The sequence below is a fragment of the Desulfatitalea alkaliphila genome, assembly GCF_022968795.1.
Taxonomy (GTDB): domain Bacteria; phylum Desulfobacterota; class Desulfobacteria; order Desulfobacterales; family Desulfosarcinaceae; genus Desulfatitalea; species Desulfatitalea alkaliphila.
The window spans coordinates 17,440-36,595 of sequence record NZ_JALJRB010000023.1 but is presented as its reverse complement, the minus strand read 5'-3'; the positions used below and the strand labels follow the sequence as shown (position 1 = coordinate 36,595).

Below are 19,156 nucleotides of genomic sequence, written 5' to 3'. Positions count from 1 at the left end.
ACAGGAGGTCCCATGGTCCAACCCATTTACCTCGACTACAACGGCACCACTCCCCACGATCCTGAAGTGGCGGCCGCCATGCGCCCTTTTCTGGAAACCGAGTTCGGCAATCCTTCCAGTTCCCACTGGTACGGCATCCGCCCCAAACAGGCGGTGGAGGCGGCCCGACGGCAGACGGCCGCTCTGCTCAACTGCCGCCCCGAGGAGATCGTGTTCACCTCCGGCGGCACTGAGTCCAACAACCACGCTCTCAAGGGCATGGCCCGCACCCTCAAGGCCAAGGGGCGCCACATCATCACCACCGCCTTCGAACATCCCGCGGTGCTGGAAGTGTGCCGCCACCTGGTGGACCATGAAGGGTTTGAAGCCACCGTGGTGGCCGTGGACGGCCTGGGGATGGTGGACCCGGATGCCGTGGCGCGGGCGATCCGGACCGATACCATTTTGATCAGTGTGATGCACGCCAACAACGAGGTCGGCACGGTGCAGCCCATCGCCGAAATCGCCACCATCGCCCGGCGACACGGCGTTGTGATGCACACCGACGCCGCCCAGTCGGCCGGCAAGATTGCGGTGGATGTTCATGCCTTGGGAGTGGACCTGCTCTCCCTGGCCGGACACAAGCTCTATGCGCCCAAGGGGGTGGGGGCCCTGTTCATTCGCACGGGCCTGCTGCCCCAAGTCTATTGCCATGGCGCCGGCCAGGAAAGGGGCTGGCGCGCCGGCACCGAAAACGTGCTCGAAATTGTCGGTTTGGGAAAGGCCTGCGAAGTGGCGGCGCGGGACCTGACCGCCAACATGGCCCAAATGCAAGCAATGCGTGATCGCCTCCATCAAGGGCTGGCCGAACAGGTCGCCGCCATGCGGCTCAACGGCCACCCGGAGCATCGCCTGCCCAACACGGTCAGTTTGGCCTTTCACAACAAGGAGGCCAATCGGCTGCTCGAGGAGATCGGGCTGGCGGTGGCCGCCTCCGCCGGGGCGGCCTGCCATGCCGACAGCGTCTCCCTCTCCCATGTGCTGGAAGCGATGCAAGTGCCGCTGGAATGGGCCAAGGGCACCCTGCGGTTTTCCGTCGGCCGCCGGACCACCATCGAAGAGATCGATCGGGCGGTGGCGGTGGTGGCCGCCGCCGCAGCGCAATGATACCGGACGCGCATAGGGGGGGGGTGAATGACGACCGTGTTTGTGGTGGGGGCCGGGCGATTCGGCCGCAACTACATCAAGGTGCTGTCAGGATGGAAGGCCGCCGAGCCCGGACAATGGCCGACGGTGGACATTTTGATTGTCAGTCGTACCCAAGCGACCACAGCCCAAGCCATGGCCGCCGAGATCGCCGCCCAACCGACCTGCCCTTTCAAGCAGGTGATCGGCGTGGCGGTGGCCGACGAGGCACAGCTGCGAACGGCACTGGATCACCACCAGCCTGATCTGACCTGCATCGTCGCCCGGGACCGGGTGCGGGGAGATGACATCCACGCCGCCTACGCCCTGCCGGCCCTGGATGTGGGGGCGGTGTTGTGCGAGAAACCGTTTTGCCGCGCCGGTGGTGAAGGCGCCGGTTTGGCCCAAGCCCGGGCGCTGTTGGACCATCCCCGGGCCGACCGTTTCGGTTTGGAATTGCCCATGTTCGTCATGGCCCGGGCCATGTTCGAAGATCCCCGACTGGAGTCCATGCTGCGGCAGGCAAAGCGCATTGACTACGTCTGGCAAAAGCCGACCGACGAGAACGACCTGTTGGACGATCTGGCGCTGCACCCCTGGTCCTTGATTCCCAACACCTGGCAGACGAACGTGGAGCAGGTGACGCCCATTCCCGGAGGCCTTGAGATCGGGCTGCGTCTGCAAACCGACGGACCCGATCGCCGTGTCATTCCGGCCACCATCCGACTGTCCGCGGGCGGCACCTTTCGCGGCATGCGCATCGACAATCAACCCTTTGGATTCGTATTCGCAGAAGGCCGGCTGCAACTCAGGGCCTATGATGCACCCTGGTCGGCCCTGATCGGCGGCGAGATCCCCGATCCCCCCTACCAATGCCAACTGGCCGTGGCCAACCCCCTGGCCCAACACATCCAAGCCGTCCTGAATCACCACCCCCTGGTGGACACCCACCAAACCTACCGCTCCCAACAGTTCCTCGAAGCAGTGAGGGGACGCCCTTAACTTTTTAACTTACTGCCGAACTTCAGGCAGTAAGTTAAAAAGTTAAGGGCGTCCCCTCCGGGTTTTACAGCGAGATGGTCTTGTCCGCCAGTTGCATGGCGGTGACGATGTCCAGCATGTTGGTGGTGGTGCCCACCTTTTTGCGTTCCAGCAGATTGAAGTGGTCCAGGCAGGTGCCGCAGACCAGAATGGTCAAGCCGTCGGCTTCATAGGCCTTGAGTTCATCGAGTACCGGTGAATCGTCGATGGCCAGCTTGACGCCGTTGTTGACGAAAATGAGCTGCCACAGATCGGGCCCCATTTCCTTGAGGGTCTTGATGAAATTGATCATCAATTTTCGGCCCAGGACGTCATCACCGGAACCGAGCCGGTCGGTGGCACACAGGACGACGATGCGCTGATGTTCGTCTTGCGGTGTGCGTTTGGCCGGAGCGGCAGCGGATGTTGGCGCTCCGGCGGCGCCTTCAGCAGCGTGGCCCGTGATGTGGTAATCGCCTCCTTCGCTGTCCAGCCGGGTCGAGAACCCTTTGGACTCCATGAACCGTTGCACGTTTTGCTGGGCGGCGGGGTTGTCCACCGTCACCTGAATATCAACGGCGCCCTCCAGTTCAATGGCGGCCTTGGTTTGCAGTACCGGGGCCGGGCAGGCCAGCCCGCGGGCATCGATCTCTTTCATAAGCATCCTTATCCGGGGACGTATAACCGGGGACGTACATATATAACCGGGGACGTACATGAATATATGAATTTTTTGAACCCCAAAAAAAATTCATATATTCATGTACGTCCCCTATCTCGTCCCCTATCTGCCGTCCCCTTCCCCAATTATTCCAGTTCAATCCATCCTTTGGGTTGTTCTTGTGCCTCGCCGATGACGGCGGCGGCATCGGTGCCGTTGTCTTGCAGGGCCTTGACCAGGGCGTCGGCGTCCGCCGGGTGGACGCCGATGAGCAGGCCTCCCGAGGTTTGGGGGTCGTGGACCACATCGGCCACGGCCCGCTCCACCCGATCGCCGATGCGGACCATTTCCTGCCGGTGGGTTCGGTTTTTATAGGCGCCGGCGGGGATCAATCCCATGGCGGCGAATGTCTTGGCCTCCTCCAACAGGGGAATCGCCGTGGCATGGAGACGCACGCCGATGTCGGTGCCGGCCACCATTTCCGCCAGATGGCCGACCAAACCGAAGCCGGTGATGTCGGTACAGGCGTGGACCCTGAAGCCGGCCATGGTTTCCGCGGCGGTGCGGTTCAAGGCGGCCATCAGGCGGGTGACCCGCTCGATGGTGCGGTCTTCGGCCAGGCCCGCCTTGATGGCGGTGTTGATGATGCCCGTGCCCAGGGGTTTGGTCAGCACCAGGCAGTCACCGGGCCGCAATCCGCCCTTTGTCCGAATTCGGGCGGGATGAACGAAACCGGTGACCGACAGACCGTACTTGATCTCCTGGTCCTCCACGCTGTGGCCGCCGATCAACACCGTATCGGCTTCTTTGAGCTTGTCGATACCGCCCTGGATGATGGCCCGCAACACCGCCAGGTCCATGGATTGCCCTGGAAACGCAACCAGATTCAAGGCGGTTTTCGGTACGCCGCCCATGGCGTACACGTCACTGAGGGCGTTGGCGGCGGCGATTTGCCCGAACCAATAGGGGTCGTCCACCACCGGGGTGAAAAAGTCCACCGTTTGAATCAGGGCCAGGGCATCGGACACACGATACACCCCGGCATCGTCGGCCCGGTTCAAGCCGACCAGCACGTTGTCGTCGGTGGGAAAGACCATGCCGCACAATGCCCGCTCCAGGTCCCCCGGAGCCAGTTTGGAGGCTCAACCGGAACCGGCGACGGTTTGGGTCAGGCGGATTTTCTGCAAATCGTTCATGTCAATGCACCAGGGTTTCGGGTTGAAGACGGACCGGCGCTGTAGGCCCGATATGTCCGAGAGTGAACATATTAACAACCCGCCAATAGATCAAATAGAGAATATCTATGGAAAAGGATGGGTGTTATTTACGCCGCCTATCTGTTACCAAATAATACCAATGGAACAGATCTGCCGCCGTAAAGGTTCCGACGTTCGCGCCGGCGCCCATGGCAGCACAGTGGGAGCGTAGCGGTTTGCGGATCGGGAGAGGGGAAGCTACTTTTTATCTTCTTCGATTTTGTCCGGCCCCTTGGTTTCTTCTTTGTTGGCGTCGCGAAAATTACGAATGGCTTTGCCCAGTCCCCCGCCGATTTCGGGCAGTTTACCGGCACCGAAGATAATGAGAATGATGACCAGAATAATGATCAGCTCGGGAATGCCGATACCAAACATCTTTGCCTCCTACGCATGGCCTGCTTTGAACGGATCGGCGGCGCCGGCAGGGACCGACGGGGCCGTGGCTAATCACATTGCAGATCCCCGGGGCCCAGCTCGTCGAGCAGGCGGCGGAACTCCTTGGATCGCAGATATTGATCGGTGGCGCCCTGGTACTCGATCCAGGCTTGCCACACTTTCATCCAATGATCGTTGTGCCAGTAAGCTTCGGGATTGCCCTTGCCCTGCAGTCGATTGATGTAGTCGATATACTCATCGGCGCAGCTGTTGCAGAAGTGGTAGGGCGTTCTGGGATGCGGGTTTTCCCCGCTGGACGGATCGGCATTCAGGGATATGCCGCAGCGCTCGCATTTGGCCGCGCAGTGGGTGCACTGAAACAGCTTGCGCACGGCCATGATCTTTTGCTTGCGCAGCACGGCCGCCTTTTTTTCAGCGGTCAGTTTGAGTCTGTCGTCCAGAGGGATGATCTTGCTCATCAGCGATACCCACAACCCCATTTCATTTATCTTAACACAAGACCCGGAATATAACACCGCCCCGCAGGGGTGTCAAAGAGGATCGTTGATCGATGGGCGTTTGGTGGTCGTCTTGTGCAGCCTTGTAGGTTATGGTACACATGATTCTTTCATCTTGACGGTATGTTCCATCCGTCAGCGGTTGTTTTTTCACGATCGTCAACGTAACCTTCGAAACGCCAAGGATATTTTTCATGCCCCCTGCATTGCATCCCGACGGCCGGCCCATGTTGATCGGCAGCCAGCCGTTGCAAGATCATGAACAGGCCACCCAACTGGTACTGCGCCACGTGCCCGAAATCCCCAATTGGGTCCAACTGCCCGTTTATCCGCAAGAAGGCATGGTGGCCCAATTCGCGCCGGGCATGCCCGGCTTGGTTAGCGCCGACGACCGTATTTACGTGGACACCTCCCGGGACGATTTCGATGCCCGGATGGTCGCTTTTTTCGAGGCCTACCTGGGTGTCATGGAGCAGCCCGAGCAACTGGACGAGAGCCCCTTCGCCCTCGACCCGGCTTTGGCCAAAGGCTTTTTCAGCCTGCTGGCGGCACTGGCGGACCGCCGTCCCGCCGAGCTGTTCGCTGTCAAAGGACAGATCACCGGGCCCTTTACCTTCTGCACCGGCCTGACCGACCAGGATCGCCGGGCTATCTTTTACGACGACGCCCTGCGTGACGCGGCTGTCAAGATGATGGCCGTCAAGGCGGCCTGGCAGGTACGGCAACTGGCGCGCTTCCAAGTGCCCGTGATCCTGTTCATCGACGAACCGGCCCTGGCCGGTTATGGTTCCTCGGAGTTCATCAGCATTTCCCGGCAGGATATTGTCCAGTGCCTGAGCGAAGTGATCCAGGCGGTGCACGACCAGGGCGGGATGGCCGGCGTGCACGTGTGCGCCAACACCGATTGGTCGCTGCTGCTGGAGGCCGGGGCGGATATCGTCAATTTCGATGCCTGCGGCTACTTTGACAAGGTAATGCTCTACGGCAAGCAACTGGCCGAATTCATCGGCGGCGGCGGCTGTTTGGCCTGGGGCATGGTGCCCACCGGGGATGCCGATCAGGTGGCCGAGGCCACCCTGGACGGTTTATGGGCCGATTGGCAGGCCAAGGTGGCCCAGCTGGCCGCCATTGGTCTCGATCCGCGGACCATTCGGCGCCAGGCCTTTATCACGCCCAGCTGCGGCACCGGTTCGTTGCCGCCCGACGCCGGCGCCAAGGTGCTGGCCTTGACCCGGGACCTAGCGCGCCGCGTGCGGGCCGACTGAACCCTCAGGCGATAGCAACCGTCATGCCCTGGTTTTTCAATCAACGAGGCAACAAGACCCAACAGAGGACAATCACCATGAGCGAATCCACTTTCACCGGCGCTTCACGCTATGTGCTGGATGCGGAACTGGCGCAGATCGTCAATGTCTCCATGGCCCTGGAGATGCCCCTGCTGCTCAAGGGCGAGCCGGGCACCGGCAAAACCATGCTGGCCCACGCCATCGCCGAGAGCCTGGGCATGCCGCTGCTGGTGCTCAACGTGAAATCGAGCATGAAGCTGGTGGAGGCCCTGTATCAATACGATACCCTCACCCGGCTCAACGACAGCCGCTTCGGCGACTCCAGCCGCGACGTGAGCGACATCGAGGCCTACATCAAGATGGGCAAGATCGGCCAGTCTTTTGCGGCGGATCGGCGCACCGTGCTGCTGATCGATGAAATCGACAAGGCGGACACCGATTTCCAGGACGACATGCTCGACGTTCTGGACCAGATGGAGTTCGACATCATCGAGATCGACAAAACCATCCGCGCCAAGCATCGCCCGGTGATCATCATCACCTCCAACGCCAAGAAGGACCTGTCCGACCCCTTCCTGGGGCGCTGCAATTTCCACCACATCGCCTTTCCCGATCCCAAGATGATGCGCAAGATCATCGATGTCCACTTTCCCGGCACCAGCACCGCCCTGGTCGAGGCGGCCATCGACGCCTTCTACGGCCTGCGCCAGATCGAAGGGGTCGAAAAGCGGCCGGCCACCCGCGAGCTGATCAACTGGATCCGAGCGCTGCAAAGCGACCCGGACTTCAACCCCAAGCGGCTGCCCAAAGGGGATCTGCCCTTTCTGGGGGTGCTCTTCAAGAAAAGCCAGGACTTCGAGCAGGCCAACCGGCAGGTGCAACGGCGGGCACGCTATTGAGCGTTCGGTGACGGTTTCGCAAGGTACTGACAACCGCCGCGGGAAGGCTCGGGAAATTGCATCGACCCGATGGAGCCGCCCGACAGATCCGCCGAAAGATCCGCCGAAAGATTCGCCGAAAGATCCGACAGATCGGAAGCACCATGTTCATCGATTTCTTCTACAAACTCAAAGACCACGGCGTGCCGGTATCGCCCACCGCCTTTCTGACGCTGCACAAGGCGCTGTCCCAAGGCATGGTCACCAGTCTGGATGACTTCTACACCGTCTCGCGGGCTGTGCTGGTCAAAAGCGAGCGCTACTTCGATCTGTACGACCAGGTGTTCGCCCATCACTTCAAAGGCAGCGAACTGCCCGACACCGAGGGGTTGGCCCTGGACGAGATGGCCCGCGCCCTGCTGGAGCAGTGGTTGCAGCATCCCAAGGAGATCGCCGACGCCCTGGGCATGGACGAAGCGGAACTGCAGCGGCTGACCCCGGAGGAGTTGATCGAATACTTCAAGGAGCGGCTCAAGGAGCAGACCGAGCGGCACGACGGCGGCAACCGCTGGATCGGCACCGGCGGCACTTCACCGGTGGGCCACTCCGGCTATCATCCCGGCGGCATGCGGGTGGGCGGTGAATCACGCAACAAGTCGGCGGTCAAGGTGGCCATGGAACGGCGCTACAAGGACTACTCGTTGCAGGGGCCGCTGACCGCCGCCATGATGGGCGAGGCCCTCAAGCGGCTGCGCCACCTGCGGCCTTCCGGTCCCAAGGACCAGGTCAACGTGGACAAGACCATCTACCAGACCATGAAGAATGCCGGGGAGATCGAGATCGTCTTCGACCGCAGCCTCAAGGACCGCCTCAAGGTGATGCTGGCCATCGACAACGGCGGCTGGTCCATGGATCCCTACATCCCCGTGGTCCAGACCCTGTTCGACTATGCCCGGGCCCAGTTCAAGGAGATCAAGACCTACTTCTTCCACAACACCATCTACGAGACCCTCTGGGAAGACGCTTCGCGCTACAAGAAGCCGGTGCCCATCAACGACCTGGTGCGCCGCGACCCCGAAACCCGGCTGATCCTGGTGGGCGACGCCAGCATGGCGCCTTACGAGCTGATGGCCCAGGACGGCTCCATCTACATCACCGAGCGCAGCGGCCGGCCCAGCGTCGCCTGTCTCCAGTTCCTGGCCAAAACCTTTCCCCATTCGGTCTGGCTCAACCCGGTGGACAGCCGCCAGTGGCGCTACACCCGCACCATCCAGATCATCAGCCAGATCTTTCCCATGTTCGAGTTGAGCATCGACGGCCTGGAGAAGGCCATCGCCCACCTGCAGTCCTGATCCGTATCAGAAAAGCCGGTTTTTGCCCGTTAGCACCCCGCGGCCGCAGACGATGCGGTTGATCTGGTTGGTTCCTTCGAAGATCTGGGTCAGCTTGGCGTCGCGCATCAGTTTTTCCACCACCGCGCCCTTCATGTAGCCGGAGCCGCCCAGGATCTGCACCGCATCGGTGGTCACCCGCATGGCGGCGTCCGAGGCGAAACACTTGGCCGCCGCGGCTTCGGTGATGCAGGGGCGGCCCTGGTCCAGCATCCAGCCCACCTGCAGGTAGAGGGCGCGGGCGGCCATCACCGCCTGGTACATATCGGCCAGCAGAAAATGCACCCCCTGGAACTGGCCCACGGGTTGGCCGAACTGCACCCGCTCGTTGGCCCACCGTTTGGCTTCGTCCAGGGCCCGTTGGGCGATGGCGGTACAGACGGCGGCGATGTTGGCCCGGCCGCGGTCCAGGGCCATCATGGCCAGCTTGAACCCCTGTCCTTCGGCGCCGATGAGATGGTCGCGGGTCAGCTCCACGTCGTCGAAGAACAGCTCGCTGACCACCAGCGCCCGGTGGCCCATCTTGTCCTCCACCCGCCCCACCCGGATGCCGGGGGTGGTGCGCGGCACGGCCAGGCAGCAGATGCCCTTGGTGCCTTTGGATGGATCGATGGTGGCGAACACCACCAGCAGGTCGGCGTCGCGGCCGTTGGTGATGTAGCACTTGGCGCCGTTGAGCAGGTATTTGTCGCCCCGTTTCTCGATGCGGGTCTGCATGGCGGCGGCGTCCGAGCCGGCCCCCGGTTCGGTCAGACAGAAGCAGGCACTGCGGTGGCCGGCGGTCATGGGCTGCAGGAAGCGCTGTTTCTGCGCTTCGCTGCCGCCGATGAGAACCGGGCCGGTGGCCAGGTGAGCGATGCCGATCATCTGGCCGATGGCGCAGCAGTCGTAGTTGAGTGCCTCGGTGACCAGGTAGTGGGTGACGAAATCCATCCCCGATCCCCCGTAGGCCTCGGGGATGTTGGTGTACAGCAGGCCCAGTTCGCGGGCCTTTTTGAGGATCGCTTCCGGATAGACCGGCGCGGCGTCATAGGCCAGGGCCACCGGGGCGATCTCCTTGGTGGAAAATTCCCGTGCCAGATCCACATAGCGTTGCTGTTCGGCGGTCAGAGAAAAATCGATCATGGCAAAGCACCTTTGTTTTGAGGGTTCGGCCCCGGCGCACGTCTGCTCAGCCGCCGTGGGCCACCTGAAAAATGCGCACCCGGGCGCCGTCGGACAGGGCATCCGCGGGTTGGGCCACACGGCCGTCCAGGGCCACCACGCCGGTATCCTCGGCCGTGAGACCCAGGGCGTCCAGCAGGTCGGCAACGGTGGCCCCCGGCGCCAGGGAGATCGTCAGGCCCCGTTCGGGGTCGTAAGCCGGCACCCGCCGGGGCAGGGTGCCGTGGAGTTGAACCGTCACGCGGATCATTGGAAATTGTACACCTTGTCCAGGTCGTCGTCGCTCACCAGAAAGGTCTTGTTGTGCGGCGGCAGCGGCTCTTCGTGGAAAAACCGCGGCAGCCGGTCGTCCGTGGCGCTGAGCCCGGCCCGGGTGTTGAAATTCTTCTCGGCCTTCAGGATGCGCACGCCCATCTCGGTGAGGGCGTCGGGGGCCATCTCCCGGCCGAATTTGGCGCCCAGCAGGCGCAGCATGGCCTCCCGTCCCTTGGACGAGGCCACCGCGCCGCCGGCCAAGATGCACAGGCCGATGCAGTCCAGGGCCGCCATGGTGACCTGGGCCCCCCGCGAGGCGTCGGCCTGTCCTTCGGCTGCCAGGGGATCGAGGGCTCCGGCCATGTAAAGGCCCAGCAGGTTGCCCGCCGTGTGGTCGGCCCCCATGGTGGAGGTGGCGTAGGTGACCCCCAGCCCCTGCATGGCCCGTGGATCGTAGGCGGCGATGCCCTGGCCCTTGACCGCCGGCACCCGGTGGTGGTTGAAGTGCTTGCCCACGGCCACGGGGCCGCTGCCCAGGATCCTGCCGAAGTCGGTGCCCCGGGCCACCTCTTCGACCATGGCGATGGCGGCGGCGCCGTCGCCGAAGGGTTTGTGGCCCGCATCCATGGCCACGGCCAGGGCCACGCCGGTGTTCATGGTGTCCAGCCCGATGTCGTCGCACAAAAAATCGAGGCGCGCGATGGCGTCCAGATCGTCGACGCCGATCATGCCGCCCATGGACCAGAGGGTCTCGTACTCCAGGGACGAGGTCACATATTTGCCCTTGTCGTCCACGTATTCGTTGGAGCAGTGGATGATGCACTGGGAACAGCCCATGTGCTTGGTCTTGCCGCCCCGCTGCTGCAGCCGCTCGGCCAGGGCTTCACCGCTGATCTTCTCCCAGCCGTCGAACACCCCCTTGGTGGCGTTGTAGCTGGGAAAAGCCCCCATGGCGTTGACCCCGCCCAGGATGCCGGCGGTGCCCAGGTTGGGCAGCACCTGCCCGGTGAAGGGGTTCTTCTGCAAACCCTGGGCAATGGCCTTGGCCGCCTCCTTGAAGCCCTCCGGGTCGGCGATGGTGTCCGACGCCTTGCCCTGGGTGGCAACCACCACCGCCTTGAGCCCCTTGGCGCCCATCACGGCCCCCAGGCCGCCCCGTGCGGCCGCCCGGCAGGGGCGGTCGTCCACATCGGTGGTTTGGATGGAGGCCGATCCCAATTGCAGCTCGCCCGCCGGTCCGATGCAGGCGATGGTGTATTTGGGGCCGAATTGCTCGAGCAGTTTCGCGCACAAAGCATAGGTGCGCGCTCCCTTGTCATCCGACGCTTGCTGCAAGGCGGCTTTGCCCTGGTCGTCGATCACCAGCCGCCACAAGGCGCCGGCCGGTGCCTGCCCCTCCACCACCACGGCGGCGATGCCCAGTTTGGCCAGGCTGGTGGCGATTTTGCCCCCCGAATTGCTCTCCTTGATGCCGCCGGTCAAAGGGCTCTTGGCGCCGATGGAGATGCGTCCGGTGTTGACCAGCGGCGTGCCGCTGAGCAGCCCCGGCGCCAGGATCAGTTTGTTTTCCGGCCCCAGGGGATCGCATCGGGGCGGCACCTCGGCGTCGATCATCACCGAGGTGAGTCCCCGGCCGCCCAGGCCTTCGTAGGCGGATGGCATATCTTCGACGTGAATGGATTGGTCCGTCATATTGACGCGGATCAATTGCATACGGCCTCCTTGCGGTTTGGTTTTATTGGGGAAAGGATTCGAACCTTTTCGGCGATTGCCGGTACGACGGTTCAGAAACCGTATTCAATTCATAACATAGATCCTGCTTCCAACCAATGCTTCCTGATCAGGGTTGCTTCAGCCGCCGGTAATAAGAGTTCGAGCAGTAGACCGCCGCCAGCGGATTGTGGCCGGTGACCCGGTCCTTGACGGCCAGGACGGTGGTGGGGGCGGTGGCGTACTGGAAGAAGAGGGCGTCGTGACCCACGCACAGGCCCAGCAGGATGTTGAAGTGGCTTGCCTGGTCGTTGAGCAGGCGGGCCTGGAAAATGGGGTTGCACATGGCTTCGGGTTTGTCCTGGAACACCTTTTCGTCGTCGGTGATACCGATGGTCTCTTTGGGCGTGCGGCCGGCCTTGCAACCCACCGAAACCACTTCAAAGCCCTGGGCCGTCAGGATGTCGCCCACCATTGCCGCCTCCCGCATCAGGCCCATACAGAAAGCCAGACCCAGGCGTTGATAATCCATTTTGCGGGCGAATTCACAAATCTCGACGATGCGGGTTTTGGCCGGCTGCATGATGTAGGGCCGCTCGTGGCGGTTGGCATACCCTTCGGCCTCCTGCCGCGACGCCTGGCGGGCGAACTCCCCGACCGCCGGGTCGCGGTAGTGTTGATTGGCTTGCGCCAGCACGGCCGCCGCGTTGATGGTGGGACATCCCTTGGGACCGGTGCCCCGCGGGTTGAAGCAGATGCGTTTGGCGATGGGCAGCTTGCAGGCCGCACAGGCCGCGAGTGCATCTTCGGGAGCAATTGGGTTGGTGGCGTTGTCGTTCATGGGGCTTCCTTCTCGTGTTGCGGTTTCAGGCGCACCATGCGCCGCACCTGGCCGGGCGCCGCCAGCCGGATCAGGACGCAGGAGAGCAGCAGCAGGGCGATGAAGACCACCATGGGGGTGGTGTAGGTGTTGCTCACGTCGCGCAGCAATCCCGCCATGTAGGCGCCCGTCGCCCCGCCCATGCCGCCGCCGATGGCGATGGTGGCGAAGATCAGGCCGAAAGCTTTGCTCAGGAAAATGTCGGCGCACATGGACGGCAGCAAGGGGGCGGCGGCGCCATAGCCCAGGCCGAAGAGCAGGGCGAACAGCAGCGGCAGCAGGCTGGGGGCATTGCCGGCGAACATCAAACAGAGGATGCCGATGCAGGCGATGCCGCCGGCCAGGGTGACGGTCCGTTCCCGGCCGAACAGGTCGGACAGGTAGCCGAACAGAATCTTGCCGCCCGATCCGGCGATGCCCAGGATGCCGAAGAAGTAGGCGGCGGTTTCACGGGTCAGCCCTTGGTCCACCATAGCCGACACGGCATGCAACAAGATGCCCTGGTAGGAGAAAGCCATGCAGAAGAAGGCCAGGAACAGCAACCAGAAGCGCTGGGTGCCCAGGGCGGCGCCCAGGGTCCAGGAGCGGGCGGCCCATTGGGGGTCCACCACGGTCAGGCGCATGGTGGGGGCGGGGCGACCGTTGTCCGGGGCGTCCGGATCGCTGTCGCCGTCGGGCAGCAGGTTGAGATCCTGGGGGCTGCGGCGGGAGAGCAGCAGGTTGAGGGGCCCCAGGGCCACCAGGACCATCAGGGCCAGGTAGAGGTAGGTGGTGCGCCAGCCGAAGCTGCTGATCCAGCGCTCCACCAGCGGAATCAGGAAAAGCATACCGAAACCGATGCCGGCCATGGTGATGCCCAGGGCCAGACCCCGTTTGCGTTCGAACCACTTGGGGATGAAGGCTGCGTGGGAGGCGAAGCCCATCAGGCTGATACCGGCGCCCGCCAACACCCCGTAGGCCAGGTTGAAATGCCACAGGCTCTGGGCGTGGCTGGTCAGGAACAGGGCCAGGGCCACCACCAATGTACCCACCGGGATGATCACCCGGGGTCCAAAACGGTCTTGCAGGTATCCGGTGACGGGATTCATCAGCGCCTGGGCGAAGATGAAGGTGGAGAAGATGCTCGATGCGGCCGCCCGGCTCCACTGGAATTCATTGATGATGGCCAGGATGAAGACCGAGAAAGAGTACCACACCCCGAAAGCGGTGCCCAGGGTGACGAATCCCAGGGCCACGATGACCCACCCGTAGTAGAAAAGCGGCTTGCGTGCCGCCGCTGTGATTTCGGCCATGCCGCAACTCCTCAGGGATGTCGGCCGTTCAAGAGAGACGGACCGCCGCCATGGCGGCCGCCTTTATTGCCTCTGACCGGCTTGATATCCCAGCTCGAAGGCTTTTCGGTTGACGGCCAGCTTGGTGCCGCTGAACAGGCCTTCGATGGGCTGCAGGTAGGCGCCTTTTTCCAGCGGAATCCACCCCAAGCCGGCAAAGGCGCCCACCATCACCACGTTTTGGGCCTGGGCATTGCCGGCCTCCTGGGCCAATCGGGTGCCGGGCACCACCACCAATTGTCGGCTCATACCGCCGATGGCCGCCTTTAGCGCGTCCAGGGAAGGATAGGCGCTTTGTCCCTGCAGCGCCTCCAGGGGGGGCAGGGGGCGATCGTTCATCACCACCCGCACATCGGCATGGCCGTACTCGCGCAGGATGCGCAACACCTCCAGCGGTTCGAAGCCGATGAGGATGTGGGCTTCGCCCAAAGGAATCAACGGACCGTAGGCGTGTCGGCGGGAAAGCCGCAGGTGGCTGACCACCGATCCGCCCCGCTGGGTGGCGCCGTAGGTCTCGCCCACGCTGATGTGCCATCCCTGTTCGCAGAAGGTGCGCGAGAGCAGGTCCGAGGCCAGGATGTTGCCCTGCCCGCCCACGCCCGAGATGATGATGTTGAGGGGATCATGGGGCAGCATGGGCGTCTCCTTGCGGGGGTTCGACCAGGATGGCGCCCTCGGGGCAGAGCGCGGCGCAGACACCGCAGCCGGCGCACACCACCTCGTCGATGACGGCACGTCCGGCGGCGGAGTCCCAGGTGTTGGCCGGACAGGCGAAGACCCGGCTGCACAACCGCCCGCAGCCGCAGGCGTCGCCCCGGCAGCGTTCGGGATCGACGGTCACCTTTCGGCGTTTGTCTCCCTTGAGCGCTTGCAAGGCGCAGGGCTGCTGCAGCAGGAGCACCTGCAGCCCGCCGCGTTGCAGCAGTTCCAGAATGGCGGCCACCGTGCCGTGCACGTCGTAGGGATCGCCCACGGTCAGGGGGATCTCCAGTTTGCGCACCAGGTCGGCAATGGGCATGGCGCTGGTGGGGTCGCCCAGGGCATCCACGCCGCATCCCGGATGGGGCTGATGGCCGGTCATGGCCGTGGTGCCGTTGTCCAGCACGATGCACAGGTAGTCGGCGCCGGTGGTTTTGGCGTTGAGCAGCGGCGGGATGCCGCTATGATAGAAGGTGGAGTCGCCGATCACCGCCACCACCGGTTGATCGAGGCCCATGGCGCGCAGCTTGCCGAACCCGGCGGCCAAGCCGACCCCCGATCCCATGCTGTGCACGGTGCGGATGGCCTGGTAGCCGGTGGGCATCACGCCCAAAGCGTAGCAGCCGATGTCGCCCAGGGCGAATCCCTGGCGGCCGTCCATGGCCAGGGCGCTCTTGATGGCCCAATAGGCCGCCCGGTGGGGACATCCGGCGCAGAAACTGGGCTGGCGCAGCGGCATGGGCAGATCGTCCAGAGCGGCCTGCGCTTCGGCCGATCGCGTGGCCCCTTGTTCGAAGGGGATGTCCAGGGCCGCGGCCAACGCCCGGGTGGCGATGTCGGGATCCATCTCCCCCATGCCCCGGGCCTTCTGCACCCAAGGCACCTGGCCGGTGCGGCGGCCCAGAAATTCAAGGGGACCCAGCTCGGCGGCGTGTTCGGCGGCCACTAGCTTGGTCTGCTCTTCGATGAACGGTTCGATCTCTTCCAGAAACAGCACCCGCCGGGAACGGCGCAACACCGCCAGCACCGGCGCCTCGGGAAAGGGCCAAAGGGTGCCCACCCGCAAGATGCCCACGCGGTCGCCGGCGGCCAGGCGCTCCACCGCTTCCAAGGCGTAACAGTGGCTGACGCCGCCGGCCACGATGGTCAGTTCGGGATCGGCCGGGCCGGTGTAGGGGTTGAAGGGGGCGGCGGCATATAACGGCAGCAGGTTGTCAAGTCGTTCGTGGGCCCGGCCGTGGAAGCGGGCGGCGGTGATGTAGCCCGGATCGGGATCGAAGCGGGGCGTTTGACTGCCCGCGTGGATCGGTTGCAGGGTCACATTGCCGCGGGCGTGACAGATGCGGGTCACCAGCCGCACCATCACCGGCAGGGCGCACTTTTCCGACAGTTCGAAGGCCCACGCGATCATGTCCCGCGTATCCGCCGGAGTGGTCGGTTCCAACAGCGGTATGTGGGCCGGCACCGCCAGGTAGCGGGTGTCCTCCTCCTTGACGCTGGAGTGGGCCCCGGGGTCGTCCGAAACGATCAACACCAGTCCGCCGCGGATGCCGGAAAGGGGCAAGGTGGTGAGAAAGTCCAGCGCCACGTTCAGGCCGTCGGCCTTCATCACCGCAAGGGCGCGCAACCCTGCCAGGGATCCGGCCGCCGCCACCTCCAGGGCCACCTTTTCATTGATGGACCACTCGGCGTAGATCTCCCGTTCGCGGGCCACGGCCGCCAGGCACTCCAGCACCTGCACCGAAGGTGAGCCGGGATAGGAGGCCACCACCTGTACCCCCGCCTCGACGGCGCCGCGGGCGGCCGCTTCGTTGCCCGACATCATGCAGCGACGGCCGGGCGCATCCAGATGCCATGCTTGGGATGTTGTCGTCATAAGCATATTTCTAGCACGAAGGCCGTTCGCTGACAACAGAAAAGCGGCTTAAGTTTCCATTATACGAAATAGTGTTCGGAATAGACGAACTAAAGAATGGTGTTCAAAAGATATCGAGGTACACTTTGGATGTAAGCGACGGGTCCGGCGGAAGCGGGATGGGGACGAAGAGAGGAGACGGCGCGGCATCGCCCGCTATGCGCCGGCGGTCAACCGACCGCCGGCGTATGGCGGACGGCCGTCGGCGAGGGCCGGCAGTGGGTTGGCGTAGGATGTGGCGGTTTCAGCGATGCGCCGGAGCGTGCAGCGTCAATCGAGCAGGCGCAGGCAATCCTGGGGCAGGCGGTGGGTGCCCATGCCTTCCAGGCTCACCTCCACCAGGGCGTCCGGATCGTTGATGGAGGTGTCCGGATCGGTGATGATGCCGTGCCGTCCGATGAAGCGGTCCATGTAATCTTCCCACATGTCGTCGCTGCTGCGCTGGAACACTTCGATTTTCTGACCTCTGCGGAAAACCATGGGAACCCTCCCCCTTATTCTATATTACGGTCCATGGAGGACTGTTTGCGGGCGCATGCATCGCACAGCATGCGCCGGCCGATGGTCGGCGCCACGGCTTTGGTGCGGCTGCGGATGTAGTCGCGATAGCGGGCCGTGCCCATGGAGGCGCCGCAACCGTCGCAGAAGAGCAAGGGTTGCCGACTGAGGATGGTGCCGCACAGGTGCAGCACCCGTTCGCCCTTGCGCTCTTCGATCAGCATGGCGTCGTTGGGACAGTTTTCGGCGCAGGCGCCGCAGGCGATGCAACGCTCCTGGGTGAGGCGGAAGTCGGTGGGGCCGGGGTGATCGAAGTCCAGGTAGCCCAACTGAAGGGCATCCACCCCCATCTTGTCGCGGCACACCTGCACGCAACGCCCGCAGCGGCGGCAGATGTCGCAGCGCAGGCAGCGGCGGGCCTCCTCGCGCACCATGTTCTCGGTGTAGCCCAACTCCACCTGCTGGAAGGTGGTGCGGCGCCGGTCCATGTTGAGCAGCGGCATGTGGGGCCGCTTGAGGGCCATCTTGGTGGCGGCGGGCACTTCGGTCCAGGCCACCCGCTGCCGTCGCACGGGCACCGGCGGCATGTTGGGTTGGGGGATGTCGTTGAGAAAGCGATCGATGGCCTGGGCCGCCCGTTTGCCGCCGCCGATGGCCTCCACCACCGTGGCGGGTCCGGTGACGGCGTCGCCGGCAGCGAAGATGCCGGGCACGTCGGTGGCCATGGTGGCGGTGTTCACATGGATGGTGTCGCGGCGGGTCCATCCCAGGGACTTGATTTCAGTCAGGCTCCCCTGCGCCACCCGCTGGCCGATGGCACTGATGATCGCATCGGCCGGTATGACGAATTCACTGCCGTCGATGGGTACCGGGAACATGCGGTCGGAACCCGGCTTGGACACCAGTTCGGCCTGCAGACAGCGCAAACCGGTGACCCGGCCGTCATGGCCTTCGACGGCCACCGGCACGGTCAGGAAGTTGAAGCGCACATCCTCTTCTTCCGCCTGTTCGATCTCCTCGATATCGGCCGGCATTTCGTCCCGGGTGCGCCGGTAGGCCAGGGTGACGTCGCTGCATCCCAGGCGCAGGCAGGTGCGGGCGGCATCGATGGCCACGTTGCCGCCGCCGATCACCACCACGCGTTTGCCGGGCATATGTCGGTCGCCCAGGGCCACCCGCTTGAGAAATTCGATGGATTGCAGCACCTGGGGGTAGTCGCCTTCACCCTCGATGCCCAGGCGGAAGGAGTCATGGGCCCCGATGGCCAGGAAAAAGGCTTCGAAGCCCTCGGCCTGGAGTTGCGCCAGGGTGACGTCCCGGCCGAAGCGGGTGTTGAAGTGAAAGGTCACGCCCAGATCTTCGATCATCGCCACTTCGCGGTCGATCACCTCCCGCGGCAGGCGGTAACGGGGAATGCCCACCATCATCATGCCGCCGGCCATGGGCAAAGCTTCCAAGACCCGCACCGTGTAGCCCTTGAGGGCCAGATAGTAGGCGGCGGTCATGCCGCCCGGCCCGGCGCCCACCACGCACACCTTGCGGTTCTTGGACGCGGCGGCGGGGGGGTTGACATACTCCCCCTTGGACAAGGCGCGCTCCGCGGCGAAGGCCTTGAGAAACTTGATGCTCACCGGGGTGTCGATGCGGCCGCGCACGCACATGAATTCACAAGGCCGGGTGCAGACCAGGCCGCATACCCAGGGGAAGGGGTTGTCGCGCCGGATCACTTCGATGGCCTCGGCGTCCCGTCCCTCGCCGATCAGCGCCACATAGGTGGGCACGTCGATACCGGCCGGGCAAGCCATCTGGCAAGGGGCCGGGGCCAGGCGGTCGCACACTTCGGCGGCGCAGTTTTCCGTCTGCACATGACTTTCGAAAACTTCCCGGTGTTGGTCCAGGGCTGCCTGCAGTGCGGCACCCAATTCGGCCCCGTGAGGGTCGGCATTGAAGCCGGCCAGTTCCGCGGCCAGACGGTCCAGGGCCGACAGGTGATCCATTTCCGCGCGGCCCCAGGCCACATCGCGCACCAGGGTCGCCAGTTGTCCCACAAGCCGTCGGCTGCGGGGATGCTGCAGCGCGTTGCCCTCGGCGGCTGATTGCAGCCGCGAGAGGGCATCGTCGACGGGACAATGGGGAGGGGGCGTTTTTTTCATTC

Annotated in this window: 18 protein-coding genes; 5 read left to right on the top strand and 13 right to left on the bottom strand. The window is 63.9% G+C overall.

What is annotated here, in order from left to right; genetic code table 11:
- The first annotated feature begins 12 nt into the window (after window positions 1–12).
- A complete protein-coding gene (locus tag MRX98_RS16945) occupies window positions 13–1,146 on the top strand; it encodes a cysteine desulfurase family protein (protein WP_246912802.1) in 1,134 nt (377 codons plus the stop codon).
- A 27-nt stretch (window positions 1,147–1,173) separates the two neighbouring features.
- Entirely contained in the window at window positions 1,174–2,166 is a 993-nt protein-coding gene (locus tag MRX98_RS16940) for a Gfo/Idh/MocA family oxidoreductase (RefSeq protein WP_246912797.1), read from the top strand.
- A gap of 64 nt (window positions 2,167–2,230) precedes the next feature.
- Here the strand turns inward: MRX98_RS16940 and yedF are convergent, their stop codons facing one another.
- From yedF to MRX98_RS16920, 4 genes are all read right to left on the bottom strand, one after another.
- Window positions 2,231–2,842 (bottom strand): sulfurtransferase-like selenium metabolism protein YedF, encoded by a 612-nt coding sequence (gene yedF / locus MRX98_RS16935; RefSeq protein ID WP_246912795.1) that lies wholly within the window; start codon window positions 2,840–2,842, stop codon window positions 2,231–2,233.
- 149 nt (window positions 2,843–2,991) lie between these two features.
- Window positions 2,992–4,041 (bottom strand): selenide, water dikinase SelD, encoded by a 1,050-nt coding sequence (gene selD / locus MRX98_RS16930; protein WP_246912793.1) that lies wholly within the window; start codon window positions 4,039–4,041, stop codon window positions 2,992–2,994.
- A gap of 258 nt (window positions 4,042–4,299) precedes the next feature.
- Window positions 4,300–4,476 carry a twin-arginine translocase TatA/TatE family subunit gene (tatA, locus tag MRX98_RS16925; RefSeq protein WP_246912791.1) on the bottom strand — a complete coding sequence of 59 codons (177 nt, stop codon included), beginning with the start codon at window positions 4,474–4,476 and terminating at the stop codon, window positions 4,300–4,302.
- Window positions 4,477–4,544: 68 nt separating this feature from the next.
- Complete coding sequence (locus MRX98_RS16920; protein ID WP_246912790.1) at window positions 4,545–4,955, bottom strand: hypothetical protein; 411 nt, start codon at window positions 4,953–4,955, stop codon at window positions 4,545–4,547.
- A 233-nt stretch (window positions 4,956–5,188) separates the two neighbouring features.
- Here MRX98_RS16920 and MRX98_RS16915 point away from each other — a divergent pair, with 233 nt between their 5' ends.
- The 3 genes from MRX98_RS16915 (at window position 5,189) to MRX98_RS16905 (ending at window position 8,510) form a co-directional block, all read left to right on the top strand.
- Window positions 5,189–6,259 (top strand): uroporphyrinogen decarboxylase/cobalamine-independent methonine synthase family protein, encoded by a 1,071-nt coding sequence (locus MRX98_RS16915; RefSeq protein ID WP_246912789.1) that lies wholly within the window; start codon window positions 5,189–5,191, stop codon window positions 6,257–6,259.
- 77 nt (window positions 6,260–6,336) lie between these two features.
- Window positions 6,337–7,179 (top strand): AAA family ATPase, encoded by an 843-nt coding sequence (locus MRX98_RS16910; RefSeq protein ID WP_246912788.1) that lies wholly within the window; start codon window positions 6,337–6,339, stop codon window positions 7,177–7,179.
- Window positions 7,180–7,322: 143 nt separating this feature from the next.
- On the top strand, window positions 7,323–8,510 hold the full coding sequence (locus tag MRX98_RS16905) for a vWA domain-containing protein (RefSeq protein ID WP_246912787.1): 1,188 nt from the start codon (window positions 7,323–7,325) through the stop codon (window positions 8,508–8,510).
- Window positions 8,511–8,516: 6 nt separating this feature from the next.
- On the opposite strand, the gene MRX98_RS16900 is transcribed toward MRX98_RS16905, so the two are convergent.
- The 9 genes from MRX98_RS16900 to MRX98_RS16860 form a co-directional block, all read right to left on the bottom strand.
- Window positions 8,517–9,674, bottom strand: coding sequence for an acyl-CoA dehydrogenase family protein (locus tag MRX98_RS16900; RefSeq protein ID WP_246912786.1), 1,158 nt, complete (start codon window positions 9,672–9,674; stop codon window positions 8,517–8,519).
- A gap of 46 nt (window positions 9,675–9,720) precedes the next feature.
- Window positions 9,721–9,963 carry a MoaD/ThiS family protein gene (locus MRX98_RS16895; protein WP_246912785.1) on the bottom strand — a complete coding sequence of 81 codons (243 nt, stop codon included), beginning with the start codon at window positions 9,961–9,963 and terminating at the stop codon, window positions 9,721–9,723.
- Complete coding sequence (locus tag MRX98_RS16890; RefSeq protein WP_246912784.1) at window positions 9,960–11,681, bottom strand: aldehyde ferredoxin oxidoreductase family protein; 1,722 nt, start codon at window positions 11,679–11,681, stop codon at window positions 9,960–9,962. Before MRX98_RS16890 ends, MRX98_RS16895 begins: the two co-directional genes overlap by 4 nt.
- Before the next feature lie 127 nt (window positions 11,682–11,808).
- On the bottom strand, window positions 11,809–12,519 hold the full coding sequence (locus MRX98_RS16885) for a DUF1847 domain-containing protein (protein ID WP_246912782.1): 711 nt from the start codon (window positions 12,517–12,519) through the stop codon (window positions 11,809–11,811).
- The gene (locus tag MRX98_RS16880; RefSeq protein ID WP_246912781.1) at window positions 12,516–13,850 is read right to left on the bottom strand and encodes an MFS transporter; all 1,335 of its coding nucleotides are present in this window, start codon (window positions 13,848–13,850) and stop codon (window positions 12,516–12,518) included. The genes MRX98_RS16885 and MRX98_RS16880 overlap by 4 nt, the downstream gene beginning before the upstream one ends.
- 63 nt (window positions 13,851–13,913) lie before the next feature.
- Window positions 13,914–14,525 (bottom strand): indolepyruvate oxidoreductase subunit beta, encoded by a 612-nt coding sequence (locus MRX98_RS16875; RefSeq protein ID WP_246912780.1) that lies wholly within the window; start codon window positions 14,523–14,525, stop codon window positions 13,914–13,916.
- The gene (locus MRX98_RS16870) at window positions 14,512–16,464 is read right to left on the bottom strand and encodes a thiamine pyrophosphate-dependent enzyme (protein ID WP_246912778.1); all 1,953 of its coding nucleotides are present in this window, start codon (window positions 16,462–16,464) and stop codon (window positions 14,512–14,514) included. Before MRX98_RS16870 ends, MRX98_RS16875 begins: the two co-directional genes overlap by 14 nt.
- Before the next feature lie 309 nt (window positions 16,465–16,773).
- A complete protein-coding gene (locus tag MRX98_RS16865) occupies window positions 16,774–16,983 on the bottom strand; it encodes a hypothetical protein (RefSeq protein ID WP_246912776.1) in 210 nt (69 codons plus the stop codon).
- A 14-nt stretch (window positions 16,984–16,997) separates the two neighbouring features.
- A complete protein-coding gene (locus MRX98_RS16860) occupies window positions 16,998–19,154 on the bottom strand; it encodes an FAD-dependent oxidoreductase (RefSeq protein WP_246912771.1) in 2,157 nt (718 codons plus the stop codon).
- Between the last annotated feature and the right edge of the window lie 2 nt (window positions 19,155–19,156).

Coding starts and splice junctions, on each gene's coding strand:
- MRX98_RS16945 (WP_246912802.1), top strand. CDS start 13: ATGGTCCAACCCATTTACCTCGACTACAACGGCACCACTCCCCACGAT.
- MRX98_RS16940 (WP_246912797.1), top strand. CDS start 1,174: ATGACGACCGTGTTTGTGGTGGGGGCCGGGCGATTCGGCCGCAACTAC.
- yedF (WP_246912795.1), bottom strand. CDS start 2,842: ATGAAAGAGATCGATGCCCGCGGGCTGGCCTGCCCGGCCCCGGTACTG.
- tatA (WP_246912791.1), bottom strand. CDS start 4,476: ATGTTTGGTATCGGCATTCCCGAGCTGATCATTATTCTGGTCATCATT.
- MRX98_RS16920 (WP_246912790.1), bottom strand. CDS start 4,955: ATGAGCAAGATCATCCCTCTGGACGACAGACTCAAACTGACCGCTGAA.
- MRX98_RS16915 (WP_246912789.1), top strand. CDS start 5,189: ATGCCCCCTGCATTGCATCCCGACGGCCGGCCCATGTTGATCGGCAGC.
- MRX98_RS16910 (WP_246912788.1), top strand. CDS start 6,337: ATGAGCGAATCCACTTTCACCGGCGCTTCACGCTATGTGCTGGATGCG.
- MRX98_RS16905 (WP_246912787.1), top strand. CDS start 7,323: ATGTTCATCGATTTCTTCTACAAACTCAAAGACCACGGCGTGCCGGTA.
- MRX98_RS16900 (WP_246912786.1), bottom strand. CDS start 9,674: ATGATCGATTTTTCTCTGACCGCCGAACAGCAACGCTATGTGGATCTG.
- MRX98_RS16895 (WP_246912785.1), bottom strand. CDS start 9,963: ATGATCCGCGTGACGGTTCAACTCCACGGCACCCTGCCCCGGCGGGTG.
- MRX98_RS16890 (WP_246912784.1), bottom strand. CDS start 11,681: ATGCAATTGATCCGCGTCAATATGACGGACCAATCCATTCACGTCGAA.
- MRX98_RS16885 (WP_246912782.1), bottom strand. CDS start 12,519: ATGAACGACAACGCCACCAACCCAATTGCTCCCGAAGATGCACTCGCG.
- MRX98_RS16880 (WP_246912781.1), bottom strand. CDS start 13,850: ATGGCCGAAATCACAGCGGCGGCACGCAAGCCGCTTTTCTACTACGGG.
- MRX98_RS16875 (WP_246912780.1), bottom strand. CDS start 14,525: ATGCTGCCCCATGATCCCCTCAACATCATCATCTCGGGCGTGGGCGGG.
- MRX98_RS16870 (WP_246912778.1), bottom strand. CDS start 16,464: ATGACGACAACATCCCAAGCATGGCATCTGGATGCGCCCGGCCGTCGC.
- MRX98_RS16865 (WP_246912776.1), bottom strand. CDS start 16,983: ATGGTTTTCCGCAGAGGTCAGAAAATCGAAGTGTTCCAGCGCAGCAGC.
- MRX98_RS16860 (WP_246912771.1), bottom strand. CDS start 19,154: ATGAAAAAAACGCCCCCTCCCCATTGTCCCGTCGACGATGCCCTCTCG.